Source organism: Segatella sinensis, from assembly GCF_040095255.1.
Lineage (GTDB): Bacteria > Bacteroidota > Bacteroidia > Bacteroidales > Bacteroidaceae > Prevotella > Prevotella sinensis.
The window spans coordinates 1-24,094 of the sequence record NZ_JBBNGE010000050.1; the positions used below are offsets into that span (position 1 = coordinate 1).

Annotated in this window: 22 protein-coding genes, 8 tRNA genes and 2 pseudogenes; 10 read left to right on the top strand and 22 right to left on the bottom strand. The window is 43.1% G+C overall.

Going from position 1 to position 24,094, the window contains the following annotated elements; translation table 11 throughout:
• Positions 1-134 precede the first annotated feature (134 nt).
• Both AAAT87_RS12140 and AAAT87_RS12145 read right to left on the bottom strand, forming a co-directional pair.
• Positions 135-590: a hypothetical protein gene (locus tag AAAT87_RS12140; protein ID WP_118313279.1), complete on the bottom strand. Its 456-nt coding sequence runs from the start codon at positions 588-590 to the stop codon at positions 135-137.
• A 12-nt stretch (positions 591-602) separates the two neighbouring features.
• Positions 603-1,481, bottom strand: coding sequence for a hypothetical protein (locus AAAT87_RS12145; RefSeq protein ID WP_349226553.1), 879 nt, complete (start codon positions 1,479-1,481; stop codon positions 603-605).
• 547 nt (positions 1,482-2,028) lie between these two features.
• On the opposite strand from AAAT87_RS12145, the gene AAAT87_RS12150 reads away from it, so the two are divergent.
• From AAAT87_RS12150 to AAAT87_RS12180, 7 genes and pseudogenes are all read left to right on the top strand, one after another.
• Positions 2,029-2,658: a recombinase family protein gene (locus tag AAAT87_RS12150; protein ID WP_118119228.1), complete on the top strand. Its 630-nt coding sequence runs from the start codon at positions 2,029-2,031 to the stop codon at positions 2,656-2,658.
• Positions 2,659-2,680: 22 nt separating this feature from the next.
• Positions 2,681-3,484: a YqiA/YcfP family alpha/beta fold hydrolase gene (locus AAAT87_RS12155; RefSeq protein WP_349226554.1), complete on the top strand. Its 804-nt coding sequence runs from the start codon at positions 2,681-2,683 to the stop codon at positions 3,482-3,484.
• Positions 3,485-5,728 carry an SF1B family DNA helicase RecD2 gene (gene recD2 / locus AAAT87_RS12160; protein ID WP_235305728.1) on the top strand — a complete coding sequence of 748 codons (2,244 nt, stop codon included), beginning with the start codon at positions 3,485-3,487 and terminating at the stop codon, positions 5,726-5,728. It abuts the gene before it with no gap.
• 82 nt (positions 5,729-5,810) lie between these two features.
• Positions 5,811-6,326 (top strand): pyridoxamine 5'-phosphate oxidase family protein, encoded by a 516-nt coding sequence (locus tag AAAT87_RS12165; protein WP_349226555.1) that lies wholly within the window; start codon positions 5,811-5,813, stop codon positions 6,324-6,326.
• A gap of 23 nt (positions 6,327-6,349) precedes the next feature.
• Positions 6,350-7,210, top strand: a pseudogene (locus AAAT87_RS12170) (aldo/keto reductase).
• Between the two features lie 2 nt (positions 7,211-7,212).
• Entirely contained in the window at positions 7,213-7,653 is a 441-nt protein-coding gene (locus tag AAAT87_RS12175) for a M14 family metallopeptidase (RefSeq protein WP_349226556.1), read from the top strand.
• Between the two features lie 5 nt (positions 7,654-7,658).
• Positions 7,659-8,366, top strand: coding sequence for an SDR family oxidoreductase (locus AAAT87_RS12180; protein ID WP_153113233.1), 708 nt, complete (start codon positions 7,659-7,661; stop codon positions 8,364-8,366).
• A 190-nt stretch (positions 8,367-8,556) separates the two neighbouring features.
• Here AAAT87_RS12180 and AAAT87_RS12185 read toward each other — a convergent pair whose 3' ends face one another.
• The 3 genes from AAAT87_RS12185 to AAAT87_RS12195 form a co-directional block, all read right to left on the bottom strand.
• Positions 8,557-9,054, bottom strand: a complete 498-nt coding sequence (locus AAAT87_RS12185; protein ID WP_349226557.1) for an SLOG family protein — start codon at positions 9,052-9,054, stop codon at positions 8,557-8,559.
• Complete coding sequence (locus tag AAAT87_RS12190; RefSeq protein ID WP_119227945.1) at positions 9,051-9,632, bottom strand: type I phosphoribosyltransferase; 582 nt, start codon at positions 9,630-9,632, stop codon at positions 9,051-9,053. Before AAAT87_RS12190 ends, AAAT87_RS12185 begins: the two co-directional genes overlap by 4 nt.
• Positions 9,633-9,696: 64 nt before the next feature.
• A complete protein-coding gene (locus tag AAAT87_RS12195; RefSeq protein ID WP_349226558.1) occupies positions 9,697-10,074 on the bottom strand; it encodes a DUF2958 domain-containing protein in 378 nt (125 codons plus the stop codon).
• Positions 10,075-12,635: 2,561 nt separating this feature from the next.
• On the opposite strand from AAAT87_RS12195, the pseudogene AAAT87_RS12200 reads away from it, so the two are divergent.
• Positions 12,636-12,927 (top strand): annotated as a pseudogene (locus AAAT87_RS12200) (hypothetical protein); the annotation flags it as partial.
• A gap of 229 nt (positions 12,928-13,156) precedes the next feature.
• Here AAAT87_RS12200 and AAAT87_RS12205 read toward each other — a convergent pair.
• From AAAT87_RS12205 to AAAT87_RS12285, 17 genes are all read right to left on the bottom strand, one after another.
• Positions 13,157-13,231: transfer RNA gene (locus tag AAAT87_RS12205), tRNA-Thr, on the bottom strand.
• A 5-nt stretch (positions 13,232-13,236) separates the two neighbouring features.
• Positions 13,237-13,309, bottom strand: a tRNA-His gene (locus AAAT87_RS12210).
• Between the two features lie 91 nt (positions 13,310-13,400).
• Positions 13,401-13,471, bottom strand: a tRNA-Gln gene (locus tag AAAT87_RS12215).
• Between the two features lie 7 nt (positions 13,472-13,478).
• Positions 13,479-13,560, bottom strand: a tRNA-Tyr gene (locus tag AAAT87_RS12220).
• A gap of 9 nt (positions 13,561-13,569) precedes the next feature.
• A tRNA-Phe gene (locus AAAT87_RS12225) sits at positions 13,570-13,642 on the bottom strand.
• A gap of 9 nt (positions 13,643-13,651) precedes the next feature.
• Positions 13,652-13,722 (bottom strand) — tRNA-Gln (locus tag AAAT87_RS12230).
• Positions 13,723-13,728: 6 nt separating this feature from the next.
• Positions 13,729-13,814, bottom strand: a tRNA-Ser gene (locus tag AAAT87_RS12235).
• Between the two features lie 7 nt (positions 13,815-13,821).
• A tRNA-Arg gene (locus tag AAAT87_RS12240) sits at positions 13,822-13,896 on the bottom strand.
• A gap of 506 nt (positions 13,897-14,402) precedes the next feature.
• Complete coding sequence (locus tag AAAT87_RS12245) at positions 14,403-15,077, bottom strand: hypothetical protein (protein ID WP_118255355.1); 675 nt, start codon at positions 15,075-15,077, stop codon at positions 14,403-14,405.
• Between the two features lie 461 nt (positions 15,078-15,538).
• Positions 15,539-15,868 (bottom strand): helix-turn-helix transcriptional regulator, encoded by a 330-nt coding sequence (locus AAAT87_RS12250; RefSeq protein ID WP_118192388.1) that lies wholly within the window; start codon positions 15,866-15,868, stop codon positions 15,539-15,541.
• Positions 15,869-15,870: 2 nt separating this feature from the next.
• Positions 15,871-16,209, bottom strand: a complete 339-nt coding sequence (locus AAAT87_RS12255; RefSeq protein ID WP_118255356.1) for a type II toxin-antitoxin system RelE/ParE family toxin — start codon at positions 16,207-16,209, stop codon at positions 15,871-15,873.
• A gap of 290 nt (positions 16,210-16,499) precedes the next feature.
• Entirely contained in the window at positions 16,500-17,006 is a 507-nt protein-coding gene (locus AAAT87_RS12260; RefSeq protein ID WP_349226559.1) for a hypothetical protein, read from the bottom strand.
• Between the two features lie 140 nt (positions 17,007-17,146).
• The gene (locus AAAT87_RS12265) at positions 17,147-17,491 is read right to left on the bottom strand and encodes a hypothetical protein (protein WP_094881899.1); all 345 of its coding nucleotides are present in this window, start codon (positions 17,489-17,491) and stop codon (positions 17,147-17,149) included.
• Between the two features lie 5 nt (positions 17,492-17,496).
• The gene (locus tag AAAT87_RS12270) at positions 17,497-18,249 is read right to left on the bottom strand and encodes a ParA family protein (RefSeq protein WP_349226560.1); all 753 of its coding nucleotides are present in this window, start codon (positions 18,247-18,249) and stop codon (positions 17,497-17,499) included.
• Between the two features lie 172 nt (positions 18,250-18,421).
• Positions 18,422-19,003: a hypothetical protein gene (locus AAAT87_RS12275; protein WP_349226561.1), complete on the bottom strand. Its 582-nt coding sequence runs from the start codon at positions 19,001-19,003 to the stop codon at positions 18,422-18,424.
• Positions 19,004-19,023: 20 nt separating this feature from the next.
• The gene (locus AAAT87_RS12280; protein ID WP_349226562.1) at positions 19,024-19,374 is read right to left on the bottom strand and encodes a hypothetical protein; all 351 of its coding nucleotides are present in this window, start codon (positions 19,372-19,374) and stop codon (positions 19,024-19,026) included.
• Between the two features lie 433 nt (positions 19,375-19,807).
• Entirely contained in the window at positions 19,808-20,185 is a 378-nt protein-coding gene (locus tag AAAT87_RS12285; RefSeq protein WP_006846538.1) for a single-stranded DNA-binding protein, read from the bottom strand.
• 982 nt (positions 20,186-21,167) lie between these two features.
• On the opposite strand from AAAT87_RS12285, the gene AAAT87_RS12290 reads away from it, so the two are divergent.
• Positions 21,168-21,944 (top strand): type IV toxin-antitoxin system AbiEi family antitoxin domain-containing protein, encoded by a 777-nt coding sequence (locus AAAT87_RS12290; protein ID WP_006846534.1) that lies wholly within the window; start codon positions 21,168-21,170, stop codon positions 21,942-21,944.
• Positions 21,931-22,902, top strand: a complete 972-nt coding sequence (locus AAAT87_RS12295) for a nucleotidyl transferase AbiEii/AbiGii toxin family protein (RefSeq protein WP_118255363.1) — start codon at positions 21,931-21,933, stop codon at positions 22,900-22,902. The genes AAAT87_RS12290 and AAAT87_RS12295 overlap by 14 nt, the downstream gene beginning before the upstream one ends.
• The last annotated feature ends 1,192 nt before the right edge of the window (positions 22,903-24,094 follow it).

Here is a 24,094-nt window from a genome sequence, read left to right on the forward strand (position 1 = left end):
GTATTATTGACCGTAAGTTCTTTCTCTTCAGACTAATGAAGATCTATGCCTAATCCACACACTTTTACTGGTGACCCCCATGTTCTGTATCTTTGTATGATGTCTGCAATCAGGTAATACGTCTTCTTGTTCATCTAGAGACCGCAGTTGAAATCATTCATGATCTGTACGTGTTCTCGCTTTGCCTTGAACGTGCCACGGCGTTCGTGCAGCCGGAGGTCTTCAAAAAGATCTGCCGACATGAGTTCGATGGAGTTGTAAATCGTCACATTCAATTCGTGGATGAGTCCATCGGCGGAAGTCTTGCAGTTGATCTTGAACATCCTTTCGGTGACCGGATAGCAGTAGGCGCAGCATTCATGTCCGAACACCGTATGGACTGATGGTTCCAGATGGTAGAGAATGGCAAGGTCGGCATTCATTTCGAACATATCAATCACCTTGTCTATAGGCTGTGGGATATGAACTTCGTAGGGAAGAATGGCGTAATCTTCGTATGCCTTTATCTCGCCAATCCAATAATTGTCAATCAGCTCTGGCAACAGCATGGGGCCGGATGCCTTGAATTTATAGATAGCTTCCTGTAACATGATAATGAAAGATTAGAGGGTTGATATGTAAAGACGCATCAGCTGGGCTGGAATCTTGTTGGACACTTCCTTGTTGACAAGGTGCTTGCCTTCAAGTCTCGTGATGATGGCAGGATAATCCTTGGCGATGTCCGTCATCAGCTGAGCCTGCTCCGGGGTGAGCATGGCAATGGCCAGCGCATCCATCGAGAGATAAGGCTGCAATATCATCCAGAGATAGGCATTGGCTTGGATAATATCTCTGATTTTTCCTCGCTTCAAAGCGTCACGACAAACCTGGGCGTTGAGAATCAGACGACGGTCTGTTCGCATGGACATGAGGACGAGTGTCTCAGAAGCTGGCAGCTTATTCCTGGAAGCAGACTTGTAGATGGCAGAACAGATGTCTGCCGTATGGTTGGTGATTTCCGTCATTCCGATGGATGAGCATTCGTCGATATGAGCGAGGAACGTGCGGAAATGGCGGTCTTCCTCATGCAAGAACGCCATGAGTTCCTTTCTTGACTTGATGCCATGCGACTTAGTGCTCAGCAGGAACTTGGAATAGTTGGCCAAGGCTCTGTGAACTTCCAGGTCATAGGCAGACGATTTGTCCAAGGTGGCGAAGAACTTTGCGGCATTTTCCTTCAAAGAGACGAGTTCCTTGTTGTCCTTATATAAAGAGGTGTGGAGCTTTACATAAGCCACATCGCTCAAAGTACAGTTACCAGTCATCCCCAGAAGTTCTGTGCGGATAGAGTCTGAAATCAGATCATACTTCATGGAAAGCCCACTGTGCGCATTGAACGAAGGATCCTTCCTGATGTAGTTCAAGACGGTGTCTCCATACTCGTGCCACTGGTTGATGTAGTCTGCAAGATGCTCTGCATCAGAGTCTGAATGCCCTTTCATTGTCTGAAAGAAAGCCTGGTATTGTTTCAACGCATCTTCAGAAGACTTAAAATCATATTGACGACTTCCACTGCATGAGGTAATCATGAGTAAGGCACATAAAAAAAGCAAGTGAAAGAATAAACTCTGCTGAGTTGTTTTTCTTTCACTTGCTTTACTTTCTTTCATTTGGTTTTTGAGACCTGTTGCTGAAGAGTTACCGAGGCAACCGACAAAACTGTTCAACTGTACTGTATTCCTATTATCCATTGGCATGTAATTGAAAATTTTGCGTGCAAAGATACAGATAAAATTCCACATTAACGACACTACAATCAGACTTTATGTTATTTTATGTTTCATACTCTTTGCAGTATGATTCTTGAAGATGTGCTCCTATTTTATAAATTAGGTTAAATCAAGTCTGCAGAACCAACAAAACCAGGCAGTATGAATCCATTTCTGAATATAATTTGTATCTTTGCAGAAGAATCGTGCCTGAGCAGGTGTTATCCTGCCGTAAAAAGGCGCATAACTATCAAGTTATCAGTCAATAAAACATTTTGATATGGCAAAAGTAGGCTACATCATGGCTACATCCCAGTATGACAAACTGGAAGAAGACCGCAAATGGATGAACGAGTTCGGTTGTGTAAGAATCATCGAAGAAAGTGATGATAACGAACGCCACAGACCGCTGTGGAAACAACTGATGGCAGCATTGCAAAGAGGCGATGAACTGGTGATTCCGAAATTTTCCAACGCCTTGCGTGGCAGTCGTGAACTGGCAATATTCCTGGAATTCTGCCGGGTCAAGGTCATTCGCATCATCAGCATCCACGACCGGATTGACTCCAGCAACATCCTGTTTCCGGAAACCAAGCCATCTGACGTGTTGGTAATGATGGGTTCCCTGCCCGACGAAGTCCTTGCTCTCAGGAAATCTGCAGAGCATGTAATCAAGCTGCAGGAGAAGATGATTGTGTCCCTGCCTCCTGTTTCTGCCAGCAAGATGCAGAAGCTCGACAGAGAGAAGACTGTTGTGAACCTCTATGTTGCAGGACATCCGATAGATGAAATCTGGAGAGCCAGCGGATTCAGAAGCAGAAGCTCCGTATTCCGCATTCTCAACAAGCACGGAATCAAACTGAATAGAGGCAACCACTCCGGACCAATCAAGAAAAGAGACACAAAGTAAACAAGACATTGAAGATTAGAGCATGAAAAAGATATTATTCCTACACGGATTCTTCGCCACGGGCAGCTGTCCGATGGCGAGAGCCTTGAAAGAGGCGTTTGAGGGGACGGCGGTGGTGCTGACTCCCGATCTGCCATTGCACCCCAAGGAGGCACTGAAGGAGATTCGCTTCATCATCGACCGGGAACAGCCCGACTTGCTTCTGGGCAACAGCTGCGGCTCTTTCCTCGCCCAGATGCTGGCTCCGGTGGTGGGCATTCCTGCCCTGCTCGGCAATCCGTATTTCATGATGACGGAGTTTCTGAAGGAGCGCATCGGCGAGCATGAATACAAGGCTCCGAGAAGGGACGGTAATCAGCGGCTGGTGATTGACGAGGCGCTGATAGAGGAGTTTGCGGAACTGGAAGCCGTGCAGTTCGACCATTGCAACCCCTATTATAAGGATCGTGTGTGGGGACTTTTCGGTGAGCAGGACACCCTGGCTCACTTCTCCCCTCTCTTCCTGAAGCACTACAACCAAGCCTTCCATTTCCCTGGCGGTCATACGCCTACTGAGCAGGAGGTGAAGACCTGGTACGCTCCCCTTGCCCAGAAAATGCTGATGGAGTTTTCGGCAAAGGAAGAAAGATATTTCCAGCACTTTAAGGGCGGCAAATACAAATTCATCCATTCTGCCTTCGACTCCGAGACTCAGGAGCGCATGGTGGTTTATCAGGCTCTCTATGGAGACCAAGCCTATTGGGTTCGCCCAGAAAACATGTTCTTCGGGAAAGTTACGAGGGATGGCAGAACTTTTGATCGTTTCACAGAGATAGACATAAAATAAATGATAAAGATACGTTGCGTAGTAGAACACATTACCTACCAAAATCAAGAGAATGGATATTCCGTGATGAGGGTTAAGGTCAAGGATTATTCAGACCTTGTTACCTTGGTAGGCAACCTGCTGGATGTACCAGTGGGCGCTGTACTATTGTGTAATGGTGACTGGAAAGTCGATAAGCGATACGGACGTCAATTCGTATGCGAAACGTGGGAAGAAGTGATGCCTGCAACTGTATATGGCATAGAGAAATATTTAGGAAGCGGACTGGTGAAAGGCATTGGTCCGAAGTATGCTCATCTGATAGTTGAGAGGTTCGGTACTGATACCATCGAGGTAATTGAAGATGACATCGAACGACTATATGAAGTGGCTGGCATCGGTAAGAAGCGTGTTGAGAAAATCCGAGACAGTTGGGAGAAACAGAAGGACATCAAGAATGTAATGATTTTTCTTCAACAATACGGAGTAAGTACTGCTTATGCCGCCAAAATATATCGCCAGTACGGCAAGGAAAGCATCGACAACGTGAAAGAGAATCCTTATCGCCTTGCAGATGATATTTGGGGCATCGGATTCAAAACCGCTGATGGTATTGCCTCTAAGATGGGCTACGAGAAAAACGATTTGAGACGTTGCAAAAGTGGTATAGGTTACACTTTGAATGAACTTTCCAACGAAGGACATGTATATGCTATAGAAGAGCAGCTTATAGAAGCTGCCAAGAAACTGCTTGAAGCAGACGAAGAACCTATCAGACAAGCCATTTCAGAGATGATTGCTTCGGAAGATCTCATCCGTGAGAATGAAGCTATATATCTGCCTCCATTCTATCATTCAGAACGTGGAACGGCAAAGAAACTCTTGACCTTAATAAATAGTCAAGGAGCAAATAACCTCGGATTGAAGGCTGATATTAAAGCGATTGAAAAGGCCTCTGGTATAGAATATGACGAGGTTCAGATTGCTGCCATCCAACAAGCGATCCGCTCGAAAGTGATGGTACTGACTGGCGGTCCTGGTACAGGTAAGACCACAACTACGCAAGGTATTATTACTGCGTATAAAACGGCAGGAATGAGGATTTTGCTTGCAGCACCTACTGGCCGTGCGTCCAAGCGAATGAGCGAAGCTACCAATATGGAAGCCAAGACCATTCATAGACTATTGGAGTTTAATCCACAAGATGGTTACAAACGAAATGAGGAGAACCCACTGGAAGGTGATGCGCTGATTGTGGATGAGTGTTCTATGATTGACATCATATTGATGTATAATCTAATGAAGGCTATTCCCGAACACATGCGCTTAGTGCTTGTGGGTGATATTGACCAGTTGCCAAGTGTTGGAGCTGGCAATGTTTTGCGTGACATTATTGACTCCGAGAAGATTCCCGTAGTTCGACTAACCCGCATCTTCCGGCAAGCTCAATCCAGCAGAATCGTCATGAGTGCCCATGCCATCAACCAAGGGCATTATCCAGATACGAGCAACGGCAAGCAGACCGACTTCTTCTTCATCAAAAATGAAGACCCGGAACAAGTGGCTGAAGAAATAGTAAAACTTGTGAAGTATCGCTTGCCAAAGGCTTACAATCAGCCTTTAAGCAACATCCAGGTACTTACGCCGATGCAAAGAAGTGTGGTAGGTGCAGCCAACCTGAACATGATGCTACAGCAAGCACTCAATACAACTACATTGGGCATAAGCCGTGGTGGTACAACTTATAAGTTGGGCGACCGTGTGATGCAAATACGTAACAATTACGACAAGAATGTGTACAATGGTGACATCGGAACTGTAGAAAAAGTCAACATAGAAGACCGCACACTCTGTGTCAACTTTGATAACAATCTGGTGGAATATGAAGCAACGGAGCTTGATGAACTGACATTGGCCTATGCTTCTACCATTCATAAATCGCAAGGTTCAGAATATCCGATCGTGGTAATCCCAGTTTTGATGACTCATTTTGTGATGCTTCAGCGCAACCTCATCTATACAGGCATTACGAGAGCTAAAAAAATCTGTGTGCTTATCGGCCAGCCCAAAGCTCTCGCTTATGCAATACGTAATCTGACGGTAATCAACAGAAACACCAAATTGAAAGAACGACTGCGTGGAGAGATAGAAGCGAACAATGATTCTGGTCTCCACATCAGCAGCAGATACATACTTCCTGAGGAACAGCCAATGATGGCTGCGGAACCAGAGCCAAATCAAGACATTAGAAGTAATATTAAATGATCATATATATAGCAAGAAAGATGTATTTTTTCTGATATGGTAAAGGTGTTTAGTATAACAGATATAAAATAATCGGATAAAAATGAGAAAGGAATCAAGAGAAATGGATAGCCAATGGGCATTGGAAGTAATGCACAAGGCTCCGTATATAACTGTCAGTTTTATTGACGAAGACGGCAAGCCTTACGGTTTACCTCTTTCACTTGCATCAGATGATGATGTGAACTGGTATTTTCATGGTGCCCTGGAAGGCAAGAAACTGGAGGTAATCAAGGCTCATCCAGAGGTTTGCCTTTCAGCCGTAACCCGTTGTGCGCCTACGGTTGGTCCGAAGGACGGCAGTTTCACCCTGCAGTTCAAATCAGCCATTGCATTCGGCAAGGCAGAAATCGTGACCGAGGATGAAGAGAAGATTAATGGCCTTAGACTAATCTGTGAGCGTTTCCTTCCTCAACACATGGATGCTTTCGACCAGAGCATCGCCCGTTCCCTTTCACGCACGGCTGTAGTTCGCATCACACTTACTGAGCCACCAACCGGCAAGCGCAAGCAGTATGATAAGGAGGGCGTGGAAATGAAATATGGCAGAATGGAATAGACGAACTTTAAAACATATTGATTATGAGCAAGATAAAGTTAAACAATGGCGTAGAAATGCCACAACTGGGATATGGTGTTTATCAGGTGGAACCAGAAGAGTGTGAGCGTTGTGTGGTAGATGCTCTCAGCGTGGGCTATCGGATGATAGATACTGCACAGGCTTATCTCAACGAGGAAGCCGTGGGCAACGCATAGAAGAAAAGCGGTGTGAATCGTGATGAGATTTTCCTCGTTTCCAAGGTCTGGCATTCCAACTATGGCGAGGGACAGACCATGAAGAGCATCGACGAGAGTCTGCGCAAGCTGCAGACCGACCACATCGACCTGATGCTCCTCCACCAGCCTTTCTGCGACCGCTACGGTGCTTATCGCGACTTGGAAAAAGCTTACAAAGCAGGAAAGGTTCGTGCCATAGGAGTGAGCAATTTCTTCCCTGATCACCTTATAGACCTGGCTTCAAACATGGAGATTGCACCAATGGTGAACCAGATGGAGACGCATGTGTTCAACCAGCAGCATGAGACCCGAAAATTCATGGATGAGATTGGCACCAAGCTCATGGCATGGGCTCCGTTGGCAGAAGGTCAGAACGGCTTGTTCACCAACCCTACCCTCACCCAGATTGGCGAGAAATACGGCAAGACTGCCGCACAAGTAGCCTTGCGCTGGCTGTTGCAGAGCGATGTGATCATCATCCCGAAGACCGTTCATAAGGAACGAATGGAAGAAAATCTGAATCTCTTCGACTTCGAACTTGACGCTGAAGACATGCAGGCGATTGCCAAGCTCGACACCGCCCATAGTCTCTTCCTCGACCATCATAGCGGAGAAACAACCAAGCAGTTTATGGAGTGGAGAGCTGTGGTGAAACCTACAGAATAATTATGGTACAAGATACTTCTACATATTACGTTTGGATAGGTGGCTCATGTGATTATGGCCATAAAGAGCGAGCTGGTGGTGCTGCCGTTGTGATTGAGCATAACGGAAGCATCATTAGCTGTGATGTAATCAGCGACCTACACACCACAGAGTTCCGCATGATGCTAACCCTCATGGTGAAGGTTATGCAGGAAATCCCGGAAGGTTCCGACATTCTCTTCCTGACCAACGCTGCCTATATTCAGAACTTTGACAAGGCTCCAACATCAAAGTCGGCAAATCCGGACTTGATCATTCAATGCATCGAGGAAAAGAAAAGGCACAACTCAGTCGGAGTCAAGATTGTGCAATACCACAAAAGTCCACTGCTTATAGAGACCCATGACAGGGCTACGGAAGCAATGGCTAAGACAAGAAAGGAGTTTCATCTGAAAAACAAATGAAAAATATGGAATACAAAGATAAAGTAGTCATCGTGACCGGTGGCGCACAAGGCATTGGCAAATGTATTGCCGAAGAGTTCAGAAAGCAAGGAGCTCTGGTAGAAGTCATCGACAAGCAAGAAGGACAGAATCACTTTGTTGGCGACCTCTCGAACAGGTATGCTATTGAGGAGTTCACGAAACTTGTAATCGAAAAATACGGCAAGGTTGATTTCATCGTGAACAACGCTCTACCCCTGATGAAAGGCATTGACGAATGCTCATACGAGGAATTTGAGTATGCGCTCAAAGTGGGTGTAACTGCGCCATTCTACATGGTGAAACTCCTGAAGGATCATCTTGCAGAAGGAGCTTCCATCGTCAATATTTCATCTTCTCGCGACCGCATGAGTCAGCCTCAGACAGAAAGCTACACGGCTGCGAAGGGCGGTATTGCAGCACTCACACATGCCCTTGCCGTCAGTCTTGCAGGCAAGGCTCGTGTCAATTCCATCTCTCCAGGATGGATAGATACGGACTATAAAGTGTATGAGGGTCCCGATGCCTACCAGCAACCTGCAGGACGTGTCGGCAATCCTCTCGACATTGCCAACATGGTACTTTTCCTCTGTTCCGAAAAGGCAGGTTTCATCACAGGCGAGAACATCTGCATAGATGGTGGAATGACCCGACAGATGATTTACCATGGTGATTGCGGATGGAAACTGGAATAATACTCATATAGGAAATTGAGTAATAGTACACAAAACTATTGAGACCAATCCTTTTATCGGTCTCGTCTGAAATCGTTGCGTCCGTCTCCATGCCACCATGCGCCCAGGAAGGCGAGGATGGCACGGAGAACGAAGTAGATAACAATGATGTCAACAAATTCATTCATAAGCTTGATATTTAGCGAGTTATTCAATATATATTCACAACCGGAATGCCCAAACAGTTGGCTTTCTTGAAAGTGTAGTAGGTTCCACCCTTCTCTCTCCCATCATAGAAGGCAATGAGAAGGGACGCATTCTCAACCATGAACTCGTCTCGGTCAAGAAAACATCGGGTGTAATAGTATTCTGAAAGGATGATCACCTCATCTGCTGAACCCATCAATCCATCATAAACCATCCTATCGCCGGGCTTGAACCTATCAGCCTGACCTCTGAAAGGAATGGCTGCGGTAAGCGTCATTCCTGGGCAGGAAGATTTCAGAGACTGCACAATCTGGGCTGCCATCAAGTCAATACCGATGGCGAATCCCGAAATAAAATTACTGATGCCATGCTCATAAGCTTCGAGGATGGCTTTGGTCAATCGCTCTCTTATAACCTCCTGCTGTGAGAAGTTGTAAAAGCGATGACCAGTAAAGGCTGCCGAAACAGCCTTATCAAACTTTGTCATGTTATTTCTTTTCATTGCTGTACATATTTATATGATGTCTTGCCGAGGAAAATGCCGTTTGTTACGTGCGCCCCTACTTGTTCCAATTGTGCGGTGTAGGCACAGAATGAAGTGCCGGTAGTGACCACATCGTCCCAAATGCAGACTATCTTGTTTTTGAAGAAGTTAGCATCCACCTCAATATTATTCTTTTCCTTCAAGCGCTTTGCTCGCTCTTCCTTCTTGACCTTTGTGCCATGAACTGCGGTACGTTCGCCAACAACCTTGACATGGGAAAAGCCGTTGATTGCTCCTGAAAACTTGCAGACAAGTTCGGAGAAATTCTTGTTGCGTGCCTCGTTACGCTCCTGGCTGCTTGCAGGAACGCAAGAGAAAACCACGCTGCGAACCTTGCGACCAAACTTCTTGACAAGCATCTTTGCCACGCACTTCGCCACATCTGCATGGTTTCGACCATCCTTGAAATCATAGATAACTTGGCGGTCGAAGAAAGCATCCATACCGATGTTCTTGATACGTACCGGATAATAGCGTAAAAAGCTGCTCAACTCCTTATCCTCCTGTCCCTTGATGTAAACCTGTACCATGTTCATTGCTTTAAGTGTTGTTACTTGGCAGGTAGCAGCCATCAGCTACTACCCACCGAGAAAAATGTTTTCAATCGTAAAGTCTGTTGAGAAAAGACTGCAACTCTCTGTCGATGATTTCAGAAAGCTGACATGGTTGGAATGGCTTTCTCTGCTCCACTCTGACCTTGCCGAGTCCGAACTTGGTTGCGTCCAACTCCACACTTGCCATTTCATTGGCAGAAATGTAGCTGTACTCAGTCTCAGCCAGACCTACAACGATGCCAAAGAGCACAAAATCATCATTATCTCGCTGTCCTTCAAGAATGTACCAGCGAGCGTTGCCGATGAAAAACACTGCGATGCAAACTGCATCCTTCTTCTTGCTATCCTGGGAATAGAGCGGATAGTCCTGCATTGCCTTCTCCAATTCTGGAGTAATCAGGCGGTTGTTGAAATCTTTTGCCATAGTCTCTAAATTTATTTTCTCCCTTTCGTTAAGTCCTTTCGGACTTGGGATCGGGAAGCTTTTTCTGCTTTTCAAAGTGCGTACAAGGCAATAAGGCAAGTCTGATGGGAAGAATACTCTTTTCAAGGAAAAGGAAGATTGTTACCGAATCACGACTTGCTATTTGCCAAATACGTGATAACTTTGCAGAAAAAGAATCCCGAAATCCCAAAGACGATACGGAATCAAAGCCTTCTGGTTTCAGTAAGAAGAAAAAGTATAACAGGGAATGACTGAAGGGACAAAAAAGCTGGGTGGGAATAGTCCAAGCAAGTATCAACAGTTTAAAAAGCCAGCGTGTTGTTCCTTTGTAAGTCGATAAAATCGGCCTGCGAAAGAACAGCACCCTGGCAAACTGTTCATGCTTACTGGACTATGGCGTGGGCGAAGATTATAAAGAAGAAAAGCCGAAAGATTTATTTAGGAAAGACAGAATGCTTATAAAGAGGAAGACCAGGATATAATAATAAGGTGGAAGGGAGGGAAAATGAAGGTTGATGCTGTGAGCCAGTGCCCTTCTCGACGAATGGACATGCAGTAGTGTCAAACTGATTAAGTGGGAATCGCTTGCGTCCCACCTACTCAGTTTGTAAGCTACCGGATGTCGTTTCGTGGGCGCCTTCCGACTGAGGGACTTTGCACTTACGTCATGCTCTGCTGACATAACTGCAAAGTCTATCAGGTGGAACTCCAGTAGCATTCTTCATGGTGCGGGGCGAAGCATTATCATCTTGTTTATAAAAATGCAAATCTATAAAGGCCTGCTACTCTTCATGGCATGAGGGCTTCAAGTTGTATATATGTGTACACGTACACACCTATCCATGTATATATGTATTCACGTCCACATGAATACATTTAAAAGAGGAAGACCAGGATATTATAATAAGGTGGAAGGGAGGGAAAATGAAGGAGGATGCTGTGAGCCAGTGCCCTTCTCGACGAATGGACATGCAGTAGTGTCAAACTGATTAAGTGGGAATCGCTTGCGTCCCACCTACTCAGTTTGTAAGCAACCGTATGTCGTTTCGTGGGCACCTTCTGACTGAGGGACTATGCACTTACGTCATGCTCTGCTGACATAACTGCAAAGTCTATCAGGTGGAACTCCAGTAGCATCCTTCATGGCGTGGGGCGAAGCATTATCATCTTGTTTATAAAAATGCAAATCTATAAAGGCCTGCTACTCATCATGGTATGAGGGCTTCAAGTTGTATTCATGTGTACACGTACACACCTATCCATGTATATATGTATTCACGTCCACATGAATACATTTTAGAAGGAGAAATGACAGAATGCCTATAAAAACGAAATGCATTATATTATAATAAGGTGGAAGGGAGGGAAAATGAAGGACGATGCTGTGAGCCAGTGCCCTTCTCGACGAATGGACATGCAGTAGTGTCAAACTGATTAAGTGGGAACCGCTTGCGTCCCACCTACTCAGTTTGTAAGCTACCGCATGTCGTTTCGTGGGCACCTTCCGACTGAGGGACTTTGCACTTACGTCACGCTCTGCTGACATAAATGCAAAGTCTATCAGGTGGAACTCCAGTAACGTCCTTCATGGTGTGGGGCGAAGCATTATCATCTTGTTTATAAAAATGCAAATCTATAAAGGCCTGCTACTCATCACGGTATGAGGGCTTCAAGTTGTATTCATGTGTATACGTACACACCTATCCATGTATATATGTATTCACGTCCACATGAATACATTTTAGAAGGAGAAATGACAGAATGCCTATAAAAACGAAATGCATTATATTATAATAAGGTGGAAGGGAGGGAAATGAAGATTGATGCTGTGAGCCAGTGCCCTCCTCGACGAATGGACATGCAGTAGTGTCAAACTGATTAAGTGGGAATCGCTTGCGTCCCACCTACTCAGTTTGTAAGCTACCGCATGTCGTTTCGTGGGCACCTTCCGACTGAGGGACTTTGCACTTACGTCATGCTCTGCTGACATAAATGCAAAGTCTATCAGGTGGAACTCCAGTAGCGTCCTTCATGGCGTGGGGCGAAGCATTATCAGGGAAAATCAGCCGATTATCACAATCAGAACTGCTCTTTTTGGTTAAAATCCGCATGGTTATACCATTTTTTTGCTGCTACGCAAAAAGATTTCGCACTATTTTTGTATCTTTGCACCCGTTAAAAGAATTTAGAAGTAAAATACAATAAAAAATCCTATACGGAAATGAATTTAAATATGCACATAACATCACAATCATTCGTTCAGAGCTATCGACGCTTTGAGCGGAATAGTTATGTACATACATCAAGTACATCAGATATAGCCGGTATAGGATTCCCATATCATTATTCGCATAGTTATTTCTATCGGGCATCGTAGCAGCGTGCCCCACAGAGAACAAAGATAATATTGAAGAGTTGGAGTTTCCTTGCCGGGAGAATCCAACTTTTTCTTTTTAGCCGTATGCTTGGCTTCAGCTCTGACATGGCGAGAAAAAGCTGGATGAAATCCAACCATTTTTTACGCTTAAAATGAAAGAACTATGCCAGCAAATAAGAATGCCTTAATAAGGTACAAAACTATAGACAACTGTTTAAGAAACAGATACAGAAGATGGACTCTCGATGATCTCGTGGAGGCATGTAGCGATGCGCTCTACGACATGGAGGGAATCACCAAAGGAGTATGCGCCAGAACTGTACAGATGGACATACAGATTATGAGATCTGACAAACTGGGCTACAATGCTCCTATCGAGGTTTATGATAGAATATACTACAGATACGCTGATCCAGACTACTCTATCACCGAAATGCCTTTATCCATAGAGGACTGTAAGCTGATAAAGAAGGCTATCATTCTTCTTGAAAACAAGAAGGATAAGAATAACGAAGACACCATCCAGGTGCTCAACAAGGTACAGGATAGACTCAAATCTATTCTGAACTTCGTGTAAAGAAAAAGGAGGAAAATTATGAGTGAACATCAACGAGCCATCGTCTTACAAGAAAGTTGAAAGGCTTCTTTTCAAGCAAAACTGCCTGAAGAGAAGCCTTTCTTATGTGGAGCTTCAAGTAGGATTTGAACCTACGACCTGCTCATTACAAGGGAGCTGCACTACCACTGTGCTATTGAAGCATTAGGGAGTTTGATGGGGATCGAACCCATGACCACCAGAGCCACAACCTGGCACTCTACCAACTGAGCTACAAACTCCATATAAACTCCAGATGGATTCGAACCACCACCTCCAGATCTGAAATCTGGTATGCTACCAATTACACCATGGAGTTGTTTTTTTAACTTGTCGCCCCAGAAGGAATCGAACCTTCGCTAACAGGACCAAAACCTGTTGTGCTACCATTATACCATAGGGCAAGTTGAGTTCGGGAGGTAGGACTCGAACCTACGAAGTCATCAGACAGCGGATTTACAGTCCGCCCTCGTTGCCACTGGAGCACTCCCGAATTTTAAAGTGGAGCCTCGTGGAGTCGAACCACGTTCTCAGGATTTTCAGTCCCGCGCATACACCAAGTCTGCCAATGCTCCTTACTGATGTTGCCCCAGATGGAATCGAACCACCACTTGCAGATCCAGAATCTGCCGCACTACCGTTATGCGATAGGGCAAGTTTGCGGAGGCTAAAGGATTCGAACCTTTGAGACGTTGCCGCCTGCCGATTTTCAAGACCGGTGCAATAGACAAACTCTGCCAAACCTCCAATATTGTGACTCGTGAGAGACTCGAACTCCCGACCCCGACGTTCGTAGCGTCGTGCTCTGATCCAACTGAGCTAACGAGCCAAAATGCGGAAGCAGAAGGATTTCGCTGAGAATCGCCTGACGCTCGGCATAATCCAAGCAAGCTTGGCTTCTGCGCTCGCTGAAGGCGATTTCGGACCTTCGGAACCTTTAGGTTCGGCACGTTAGCAGTGTGCTGGTTTAAGCCGCTCACCCATACTTCCTTGTTTTGACGATGCAAAGGTATAAAGGGAGAGTGAAGTCTTTTTTCGTAGCAAGAAAAAAGTTTCAAAAAAGTTGTTTTTTGAGTGATTTTTCTAGAAAAAATGAATCCGAACAGAAGAAAACGGGGTATTCTGTTCGGATTTTTATGTTTTAAACAAATTCTTACGCAGCCTTTACGTTGTTCACGTATCTTATCTTTAGTGTCCCGTTAAAATCGGGACAAGTTAAACATAAATCAAGTAACCCCGGAAAGATAAGACTATCAAATCCTTTGATATATATTCTCCGTAAGAAGTATTCTGTATATCTATCTATAATTCAAGGACGTAGTGTTAAGTAGTAACTTATTTCAAATCATGAAAATCATCCATTACTACATCAAGGTAAACGTCTGGTAATCCTTCATAATCTTTAGGCTTAGATAAAAAATCCGGAAGATTTAAAACTAAAGTTTTTTTCGGACGTTCTTTATCTTTACATTTCTTCAAGTACTTTCTTTTGCGTATGTACTCTATCAAATCGTCATAATCAAGACCCTTTTGAGATTCATCCCAAAGAAATTCAGTATATCCTTGGTCTGGAATATACAAACACTTTGTACATCCCAAAATATTGCTGATTTTTTTTATATAGTTTCTGTATTTTATCAAGATTTCAAGATAATCTGGGGTATCTTTATTCCAAATACAAGTCTCAAAACCATGCCATCTAAAGGGTGATTCTGTAAGATACAGATCAACATGATAGGGGTATACGTCAAAAGAAGTATCTTGTTTATTATCAATACTAACTTCATATAACCTCTTATATTCATCAGTAATGACTTTCATTATAATTGAAATATCATGTTGGGCATTTTCGTGATGCAATCTAAACATCTCTATGATATTGTAATCTTCATCTTCCTTTTTCATAATGATATTAGCAGAAAATCGCTTGCTTATATCTTTGGCAAAAGCTTTTGGCGAAGATATGTCCAATTTATGCTTGTATGCCAACGGAACTATGTCTATTCCCATAACATTATATTGTTTGATTATTAACTATTTTACTTCATTAGTGTCCTGTTAAAAGCAGGACCTGTTAAACATAAATCAAATAACCTCGGAAAGATGAGACTATCAAGTCCTTTGATATTATTGAAATCTGTCCTTTCGAAGAAATCTGCGAGTAGAATCTTATCCATGAACAAAATGTTTAGAATCTGAAGTACCTCATAAGTCGATCGCTTAATTCATTGTGCAAGATCATTGACAACTGCAAAAGTACAAATTAAAATCGTCGTCCCCTTTGAACCACTTGCAAAAGACTGAATTTCGATTAATTCAAAGAGTGATTAGTTCATTTTATCGAGACAGTAGTGATATCATATAAATAATATGTACCACATAGCACCCAGATATGAAGGTTCAACACCGAAGGGTTAAAGGTCAAAAGTCCTCTCTGTTTTCAATACCAAAGAGGACTTCGCTATGAAGTTTTACCACAATGCCACTTTTCCTGCAATACCTAAATCAACAGTTGCAGTTACTACACCAAGAGCCTTGAATACTCTTCTCATAGTAGGTATAGTTATGCTGTAACCTTTTTCTAATCGAGAGATTTGTGCTCTTTTCACACCTATACGCTCACCCAGTTGTTCTTGGGTCAAGTTCTGCTCTAAACGAGCTTTTTTAATGGCTTCTCCCAAACGGTAAGCATGTAAAGCTCCGTCTACATCACTTTCAAAAGCGTCACGTTTTGGAGTGCCAACTTTTCCAAAGTGCTTGTCAAGCACATCGTCCAATGGAGTAAGATTCATCTGTGCCATAATCATTTGTTTTTAAAATATTCTTTTCTAATAGCTTCTGCTTTCGCAATTTCTTTGTTTGGTGTCTTTTGAGTTTTCTTGATGATGCCATGTGTGGCAATTACCAATGTATCTTTGTCTTTGTCCCAAAAAGCAAACAAACGATAAGCAGTTTTGTTGTACAATGTACGAAATTCCCATATCTCCGAATTTTCCAACTTCTTGAAAAGTTCCTTGTTGCGTTCTCCACCTGCAACACGCTTGATGTTGTAGTAGATTTTATAGGATACCGCTTCGGGTAAACTTTCAATAAAGTTCTGTGCCTCGTCAGTCAAGACAAGTCGAAAAATATTTTGTGCCATACATATTCAATTTATTTGCAAAGATAAGCAAAATGTTTCATAATCAAGAAACAAATAGCGTTTAAATGAGTTATATATCCCATTTTTAACATTTCCATAGCAAGTAATTACGCATAGGAAACTTATATAATGGGTAAATTGGAATAAAGAAAATAATTCTAAAGTCTTAGAGTCGACATAAAAAGTTTAGCACAACAAAGTGCTGGATGCTCCTTCAAGCACATAAGGACATCTAAAACTACCACCACCAGAGCACGAAGTTCTGATGGTGGAAATCTTATTTTTCCCAATCAATAAACCAATGAATAGTTCACGTTGAAATAGAAATCTGAAACCCTCATGGTTGTAATCACCATGGATTTGTTCTGGTTGGTGAAGCAATACTGCAGGCTGGCTTCATCGGCTGAAACAAGCGTGTAATGCTTCTTCAGATAGTCAATGACAAGCCCACGGTTCACACTTCGCTCCGTATCAATGACAGAATAAAGAGAACCGTTAAGACGGGAGAAACTGTAAAGAACGCCTTCACTACCCTGCCCAGTCATAAAGGTCAACTGGATGTTGTCGCCGGAAGCCTCAGCTACCTGGCGGTAACGCTTCATGGATTGAGCCATATAACTCTTGACCTCATCCACATTTGCACCCATGATATGGTAAGGCTCTGTCCAAACGTCCAGTTTTGTTTCCGGACTATCGACCTCCTCCATCGGGTCATCATTGCCGCAAGAGGTGAATACTACTGGTGAAGCCATCATCATCAGAAGGATGGCGATTGAAAGATACTTTTTCATTTTCATGACTTTTCGTTTTTGATGTTATTTAATTTCATTGTATTCATATCCACATGTGGACATGTATCAACGTCTATATGTATATATGTATCAACGTACACGTGTATCTATGTATTCATGTGTACATGGCTACACGTCCACACATTCTACATGACTTCCCGGATGGTTTTAGTCCTGATTTTCTTGACCTTACCATACTTTGACTCATAAGCTTCAACGCCTTGTTTCATGACGTATTCCATAAAGGAGCGGATGGTGAAACCTTCCTTTCGGGCGATGGTCTGAACCTTGTCAACGAGTTCCTTTGAGCAGATAAAGGAGAAATGTCGCCAGGGTTCATCATTGGGCGAATCGCTCTCTGTCTGAGAGTTGGGAGCAGAAATCTGTTGCTCCTGAGGATTCCCAGGAGACCTGTCAAATCTGTCCTGCGGATGAATGGCAGCCTTTCCGAGAATGTTGCCAAGCAGAATGTCCATATTCTTCTTTGCCATAGTCTTTACTGATTACGTGAAATAATTTCTTCTGTCAATGCCTGATAGTCCTTCGCTCCGTTCGACTGAGGGTCGTACTCGAAGATGCTCTGACCACTGCCTGCCGATTCTGCCAGGGCGATGTTTTCACGGATGCGAGTCTGCATGGTGATAGTCTCGTAACGGGACTTCACAGCTTGCTCAACCACCTTGTTTAATTTGCGATGGTTGAATCTGGCGATGAAAACTCCTCCCAGTCTGAGGTTCGGCTTCACTCGCTGCAATGTAGAGACAAAGGAATCGAGCATTCTCATTCCTTTCAGAGGAAGAAGTTCGGGAGTCATCGGAACGATAATCTCATCAGCTGCAAGGAAAGCGTTTGTGGTGACGATTCCCAAAGATGGAGGACAGTCTATGAGAATGTAGTCATAGTTCTGCTTCACGGGTTCGAGCAGTCGGCTCAGCAGCTGTTCTCTTGCCAGGAGATTGGTCAAGGCAATCTCTGCGCTTGCCATTTCGAGGGAGGAAGGAACGAGGTCGAGGTTCTCCCTGACGTGCTTCACTGGCAGGGGTGCGCCTTCAACCAGAGAGTCAAAGATGCTTGCCTGCACCTCATCTTCATTCGGGATAAAATACAGGGTAAGATTTGCCTGACCGTCAAGGTCTATGAGCAGGACTTTCTTGCCCATACGTGCCATGCAAGCCCCGATGGAGGCTGTAGAGGTGGTCTTCGAAACGCCACCTTTATGATTGGCGAATGTAATGATTTTCAATGACATAATATAAAATCTTTTGTATATATGTATTAACGTATTCATGTGTACATGGCTCCACGTGTACGTGGCTACATGTATTAACGTGTACAAAGGTACGGGTATCTGGCGAGAGTTCCTTCACGCTTCCCCTAACAACCCAAAGTGTCAGGGGAAACGTCAGGATTTGAGGAGTCATTTATTCAAATGTGAAGGTGCGGATGTAGAAATAGGTGTCATCGTCCTCATACTCATATTCATTGATGAAGTCCATCATCTGTTCATCGGTTCGCTCTCCCTGCTCAATACCGGTCTTGGAAGTCCATTCCCTGATGGCTTCTCCTATAGTGCCGTAAACATCATCGCAACAATCCTCGAATGGTTCGTCGGATGCGCTGACACAACATTCTTCGGGAAAGTAATCGCCTTCATCGTGGGTGTAATAGACCTCACAGCCACACTCGCAGCATCGGTAGGAAATGCTCAGTTCATCATCCAGGAGTCGGTTTATCTCAAAGAAGAGGTCATTGCAAGCATCCCAGGCAGTTTCGGTCTCGAAGGAAAGCAGACTGGTGTCTTCATCCTCCTCATACTCTGCCCAGTAGATGTGACCACGCACGCTGATGTGCTTCTTCTGATAGTCGATTCCATAGTGCTTGGCGAGGTCATCCAGCCAGATATTCCTGCTGTTCACCTCCATGCGCTGAAGGGTGTTCCAAAGGTTGCTTACAGCCTTTTGGGTTCCTGTGACCTTATAGATTGTTGTTGCCTGATTTGCCATTGTCTTGTATATTTATTTGATTACCATTCTGTATAATAACTCTGGTCGTTGGATTCACATTCCTCTGCCCATTCCACTTCTGTGAAGTCGCTATGCAGACAGTCCTTGCTGCAATAGTAGGCTACTCCCATGTCTGCGCAATAACCCTCACGCATCAGCTTGCCGCATTCCGAGCATCGTCTGCAAGCCCTGTCGGTGTTCCACCAATTGTCCACGAAAGACTCTGCCACCACGTCCTCGCTTGTGTTTTCATCCCACTTGTCAAGATAGAATGAAGCAAACTGGTTCAACTCCTGCTCACTGAAGAGTTCCTTGTCTGTGCCGTTCACCGCCTGGGTAAGTCGGCTGAGAATTGATTTCATTGTTGTCATAATGCCATCTGATTTTATCTCCCTTTCGTAGATCAACTACTTCTGGGATGGTTAAAAATTATGTTGCATCCAGAAGGTGTTATGGCTATCCATACAAGGTTTTGTCTGCAAAATACTACCCGAAAGGTGTGGAGATTTTTCAGCAAAGCAGCGCCCTGACCTTGTAAAGATAAGACAGAACCGTTACCTTCGCAACAGAATTCTTACCGATTCCCAGAAGTCGATGAATGAAATCCTCCTATAACTGGCTATCCTTTCAGCAAGGAAAAGTATAAGCATAAAATAGAAAAACCTGTTGTATATCTGTTGGTTATTGACGGTTTTGCATCGTTTTAATAGGGTATTAAAATGAAGCAGAATGATTAAAATGACAAGAAGTATAAGCACAAAAAAAAGCGACCCGAAGGCCGCTCTTTTATCTGGAGAGAAGGATTTACTTATCCTTCTGGGTCTTGCCCTGCTGAGAATCAGGAGCATTCTCCTTCTCAACAGCTTCGTAGAACTTGGTGGCTACGAGAATCACTCGGTTGTGCTTGACTCCCTCGGCATCCTGCCATTCCTCTGGCTTGAAGTAGCCCTCTACAGTGAGGAGTGCTCCCTTGACCAGGCGGTCGAATGAAGAGGTATTCTCGTTCTTGCGCCAAGCCTCTACATTCATGAAGGCAGAAGTGCGAGAGTTTTCATCGCCATTCTTCTCATTGCGGCTGATGGCCAGTGAGAAGCGAGCTACGCTTGCGGTTGTAAACTGATGGATGCTTGCATCCTTACCTACGAAACCAGTTACTGCGAAAGAATTTTCCATCTTTTTCATAATTCAATATTTTTAGAAGTGAAACATTTATTTTTTACGATGCTATCAGAGTTGGCAAGGAAAACATAGGAAGCAAGGAATTATAGAATTATTTCACCCTTGGGCAGGAAAAGTTTTTTGAATGAGCAGCAGACGGAAAAGTTTTTGAAAAAATTCTGAGAATAAGGCACCTGGTACTTGCAGAAATGTGGCTTGCACTAACTTTGCAGCGGAAAAAGTAAGTGTGGATGCTTCGTCCAAAAATATGAATGAAAAGGATGAGTAGAAAATATCTGCAGTTGGTTGGGTAAAGGAAAGCAGCATCCTCCTCAATGTTTGTTCAAGCAAACTGGTTACGCAAGATGGTCTATAAGTTCAAGAGACTGGCAGGAAAACTCACACTTCATCATGAATATGGCTAAGTTAAGGAAAGAACAATCAGACCTACGACTGCCAAGGGTAAGCATCTGTCTGTAGATGGAAGCTAACCAGAGAAGCATGATGCCTGAGACAAGAGGCAAGCTCAACCAATATCTCTTGTCAACAAGCGAAACTGCAGAGAAGGACTACGAAATTTCAGTAAGGAGAAGAAGGCAAAGTCCTGAACCGGCTAAAGAGCAGCCAAGGCAAAGCTTACGGCGCATACAGCATACAGGTTTAAGTTTACCCATGTATATATACATGTTCTTTCAAACTCAAATAGTAAACCTCTACCGATTTTTAACCACTCAAACCAGGAAGTTTACAAGTTTAAGAAAACCATATATGTATATATGCCGAAATAAACTTGTTTATAACATATAGTCAAGGATTTTGGGAGAATCTATTTTTCCTTGCTGAAATGCAAGAATAGTTATACGAAATGGGGCAAGGTTGCATCATTCGTCTATCAATTCTAAAAATACTATAATTATTTATTTTTCTTGCCTAAACATTTGGATATTTGAAGAAAAGTTGCTATTTTTGCACAAAGTTATTCATATATAAATACTTCGATGCAAAAATGGCAACTTTTACGCCTTTATACAAGATTAGGATCTTCAACTTTGAAGATGTGATGCGTGAGATGAAATTGTCTCATGCAGGAACATCTACGGCCATATCCCGATGGCAATCTCAGAAGGTTCTGAAACCGATTAGGCGAAACATGTACGTCACTATTGATCCATCGACAGATGCTCCCATGTGTGACAAGTTCGAGTTGAGTTCCAAGATTTCAGAATCTTCATATGTTGGTTGGCACACAGCTCTTGAATTACATGGAGTTGCCCACCAACCTTTCTACAATGCCTATGTTGGCAGCAAAAGCCGTTTCAAAGATTTTGCTTTTGAAGGAATAGACTTTGTGTACTGTGCAACCCCTTTTGAACCAACTGCGGAAAATGGCGTTATAACTCCCAAGGGAAATCCTTATGTACGTGTAACTGATTTGGAACGAACAGTCATAGACTGCTGTGACCGTATAGAACGTGCTGGAGGCATTGAGGAATTGCTTCATTGCATGGAAGGAATATCACTGCTTGATGAGCCAAAACTCGAAAAGTATCTGGCATTGTACAATAAAGCATTCCTCTATCAAAAGGTAGGATTCATCCTGGAGCATAGCAAAGAGCATCATCACATAAGCGACCAATTCATAGAAATGTGCCGCTCTAAAGGTGCCTTGCATACCAAACGTCTAACCTCCACAGGCGATTCTGACACCTATTTATGTCGATGGAAGCTTTATGTACCAGAAGATTGTGTAATTGAAAAAACTATTGAAAATGAACTCATATAACAAGATATATTTAGAAAAAATAGCCAAAGAGAAGGGATTTGTCCGTGACAATCTCGAAAAGGTAATGCGTCTTTCAGAAATTTTACAATATTTCAACCAGAATGAATTTCTACACGATTCACTTGTATTAAAAGGCGGAACAGCTATCAATCTCACCGTTTTTCAGATGCCACGACTATCTGTTGACATCGACTTAGATTTTGCCAAGAATTGCAGTAGAGAAGAAATGATTAAAGCAAGACAAAGTATAAATAACGAGATTCTTGCTTATATGTCCAACGAGGGATATGTTCTAAAGCCTGGCTCTAAAAGTCCACATACACTGGACTCGTGGGTATTTGGATATATAAACGCAGGAGGAAATCCGGACAACATTAAGATAGAAATTAATTATAGTGACCGTTGCCACGTACTGCCAATGGAAGAACGTACAATCAGTATCGACTTTCTTGGAGACATAAGGGTTTGTGCCCTCGCACCGATGGAACTCTTTGCCAGCAAGCTCAACGCACTTATCAGTAGAGCTGCTGTACGAGACATTTATGACGTGTATGGTATGATACAGGCGAATCTATTTGAAACAATGGAAGAAAGAGCTCTTCTCCGTAAAATTCTCGTTTTCTACTTGGCTGTCGGTTCCAGTTGCAAAGCAGAGGAGGTTACACTTGATATCAAAAACATCAAGCACATAGAAAAACTTTCCTTCTCGCAAGTTCGTGCCCATCTACTCCCAGTATTAAGCAGAAAAGAAAAATTCGACTTTAACGCAGTAAAAGAACAAGTACTTAGTTTTCTTGGTTCTTTTCTATCTTTCACAGAAGGCGAAAGAAAGTTTATTGAACACTTCAATCAGAGAGAATATAGACCAGATATTCTATTTAATGAAAGTTCAATCGTTGAACGAATAACAAGTCACCCTATGGCTTTATGGAAATGCAGACCCAAAGAGATGAAGTGAGATCCATATCGATATTAAAATCGAAATTATTAAACAACGAGGTATGTTTAATACTATAGCTTCCTCCTGTTTGAACTATCCCATTTTTTAGGATAGTTGCCCTTTTGGGCTATTCTCTATAGCTATAAAAGAAAAAAACATGTCAGAATATATTGATTTTATCACTTATCAAGACGATGCAATAATCCAACGCCCCTTACGTTATTACAGAAGACGAGGACAACCGCATCCACAACCGAAGGGAGACCTTCATCAGGGAAACAGGCACCATTAAAACGGTACTCATCACGATGATCACCTCCTATGGACTTGCGCCGGGCGGCTATTCTGATGACATCCAATGCCAGCTGACGATGGCAGATTTATTCAGATAAAAGCCGACCTCTCAAAAATGGTAAAATACCACGTTTTAGCACGAAAATGCAGATTTTGAGTGTTTACAAAGGTTAAATATGTTAAATATTCAACCCCTAAAAATGGGGGTTTGTAAAGATAAGAGACATACAAAATGAATGAAATCAAGTGAAACCAAGTGAAAATACGAAAATCGTAAGTAGCTGATAATAAGCATTCTTTTCATTCAGAAAGAAAGCGGCTCACAAATAGCGCGTTAACTCTTAACCGATTGAGAATCAATGACATTCATTATTTGCATCGGAAAGTAACCCCCTGGACAGCTCTAAAACGAACATTTTTATAACTGCTTACAAGCCACCTACTTAGGTGGCTTTTTTCGTCTTAACACATTCCATTTGTAATTTGCTGAAACCAATATTTTGGTGTATTTTTGGCTCAAATTTCATTCGTGGCCCTCAATTCTGTGAGAAAATGGAAAGGAAAAAATCTATGTTTTGGTACCTTCTGAGACAAAATGAGACAGTTTCAATCCTTCGACCATTTCTCATGTTTGGCACCTCGTGAGAAATACTGAGAATATGTGAGACAGTCTGAGACAAAATCGACGACCTCATTAACCAAAAAGAGCATGTAAAAATGAGAATAATTAAGGTGTGTGGAGTCTGTGGAAAGGAGTTTGTTGCCAGCAAAATGACCAGTAAATACTGTTCTAGACGCTGTGAACGTGTCGCTTTCCGGAAAAGAGAATCCGAAAAGAACCTTAATTCCGCAACACTATAGTTTAACATTATTTATAAGTGCCTGAGCAACAAAAAGTTGCCCAGGATTTTGCCAT

Excerpts from the sequence above, each read along its gene's own strand:
- AAAT87_RS12140 (WP_118313279.1), bottom strand. The coding sequence starts at position 590 with ATGTTACAGGAAGCTATCTATAAATTCAAGGCATCCGGCCCCATGCTG.
- AAAT87_RS12145 (WP_349226553.1), bottom strand. The coding sequence starts at position 1,481 with ATGAAAGGGCATTCAGACTCTGATGCAGAGCATCTTGCAGACTACATC.
- AAAT87_RS12150 (WP_118119228.1), top strand. The coding sequence starts at position 2,029 with ATGGCAAAAGTAGGCTACATCATGGCTACATCCCAGTATGACAAACTG.
- AAAT87_RS12155 (WP_349226554.1), top strand. The coding sequence starts at position 2,681 with ATGAAAAAGATATTATTCCTACACGGATTCTTCGCCACGGGCAGCTGT.
- recD2 (WP_235305728.1), top strand. The coding sequence starts at position 3,485 with ATGATAAAGATACGTTGCGTAGTAGAACACATTACCTACCAAAATCAA.
- AAAT87_RS12165 (WP_349226555.1), top strand. The coding sequence starts at position 5,811 with ATGAGAAAGGAATCAAGAGAAATGGATAGCCAATGGGCATTGGAAGTA.
- AAAT87_RS12175 (WP_349226556.1), top strand. The coding sequence starts at position 7,213 with ATGGTACAAGATACTTCTACATATTACGTTTGGATAGGTGGCTCATGT.
- AAAT87_RS12180 (WP_153113233.1), top strand. The coding sequence starts at position 7,659 with ATGGAATACAAAGATAAAGTAGTCATCGTGACCGGTGGCGCACAAGGC.
- AAAT87_RS12185 (WP_349226557.1), bottom strand. The coding sequence starts at position 9,054 with ATGAAAAGAAATAACATGACAAAGTTTGATAAGGCTGTTTCGGCAGCC.
- AAAT87_RS12190 (WP_119227945.1), bottom strand. The coding sequence starts at position 9,632 with ATGAACATGGTACAGGTTTACATCAAGGGACAGGAGGATAAGGAGTTG.
- AAAT87_RS12195 (WP_349226558.1), bottom strand. The coding sequence starts at position 10,074 with ATGGCAAAAGATTTCAACAACCGCCTGATTACTCCAGAATTGGAGAAG.
- AAAT87_RS12245 (WP_118255355.1), bottom strand. The coding sequence starts at position 15,077 with ATGGGAATAGACATAGTTCCGTTGGCATACAAGCATAAATTGGACATA.
- AAAT87_RS12250 (WP_118192388.1), bottom strand. The coding sequence starts at position 15,868 with ATGGCACAGATGAATCTTACTCCATTGGACGATGTGCTTGACAAGCAC.
- AAAT87_RS12255 (WP_118255356.1), bottom strand. The coding sequence starts at position 16,209 with ATGGCACAAAATATTTTTCGACTTGTCTTGACTGACGAGGCACAGAAC.
- AAAT87_RS12260 (WP_349226559.1), bottom strand. The coding sequence starts at position 17,006 with ATGAAAATGAAAAAGTATCTTTCAATCGCCATCCTTCTGATGATGATG.
- AAAT87_RS12265 (WP_094881899.1), bottom strand. The coding sequence starts at position 17,491 with ATGGCAAAGAAGAATATGGACATTCTGCTTGGCAACATTCTCGGAAAG.
- AAAT87_RS12270 (WP_349226560.1), bottom strand. The coding sequence starts at position 18,249 with ATGTCATTGAAAATCATTACATTCGCCAATCATAAAGGTGGCGTTTCG.
- AAAT87_RS12275 (WP_349226561.1), bottom strand. The coding sequence starts at position 19,003 with ATGGCAAATCAGGCAACAACAATCTATAAGGTCACAGGAACCCAAAAG.
- AAAT87_RS12280 (WP_349226562.1), bottom strand. The coding sequence starts at position 19,374 with ATGACAACAATGAAATCAATTCTCAGCCGACTTACCCAGGCGGTGAAC.
- AAAT87_RS12285 (WP_006846538.1), bottom strand. The coding sequence starts at position 20,185 with ATGAAAAAGATGGAAAATTCTTTCGCAGTAACTGGTTTCGTAGGTAAG.
- AAAT87_RS12290 (WP_006846534.1), top strand. The coding sequence starts at position 21,168 with ATGGCAACTTTTACGCCTTTATACAAGATTAGGATCTTCAACTTTGAA.
- AAAT87_RS12295 (WP_118255363.1), top strand. The coding sequence starts at position 21,931 with ATGAACTCATATAACAAGATATATTTAGAAAAAATAGCCAAAGAGAAG.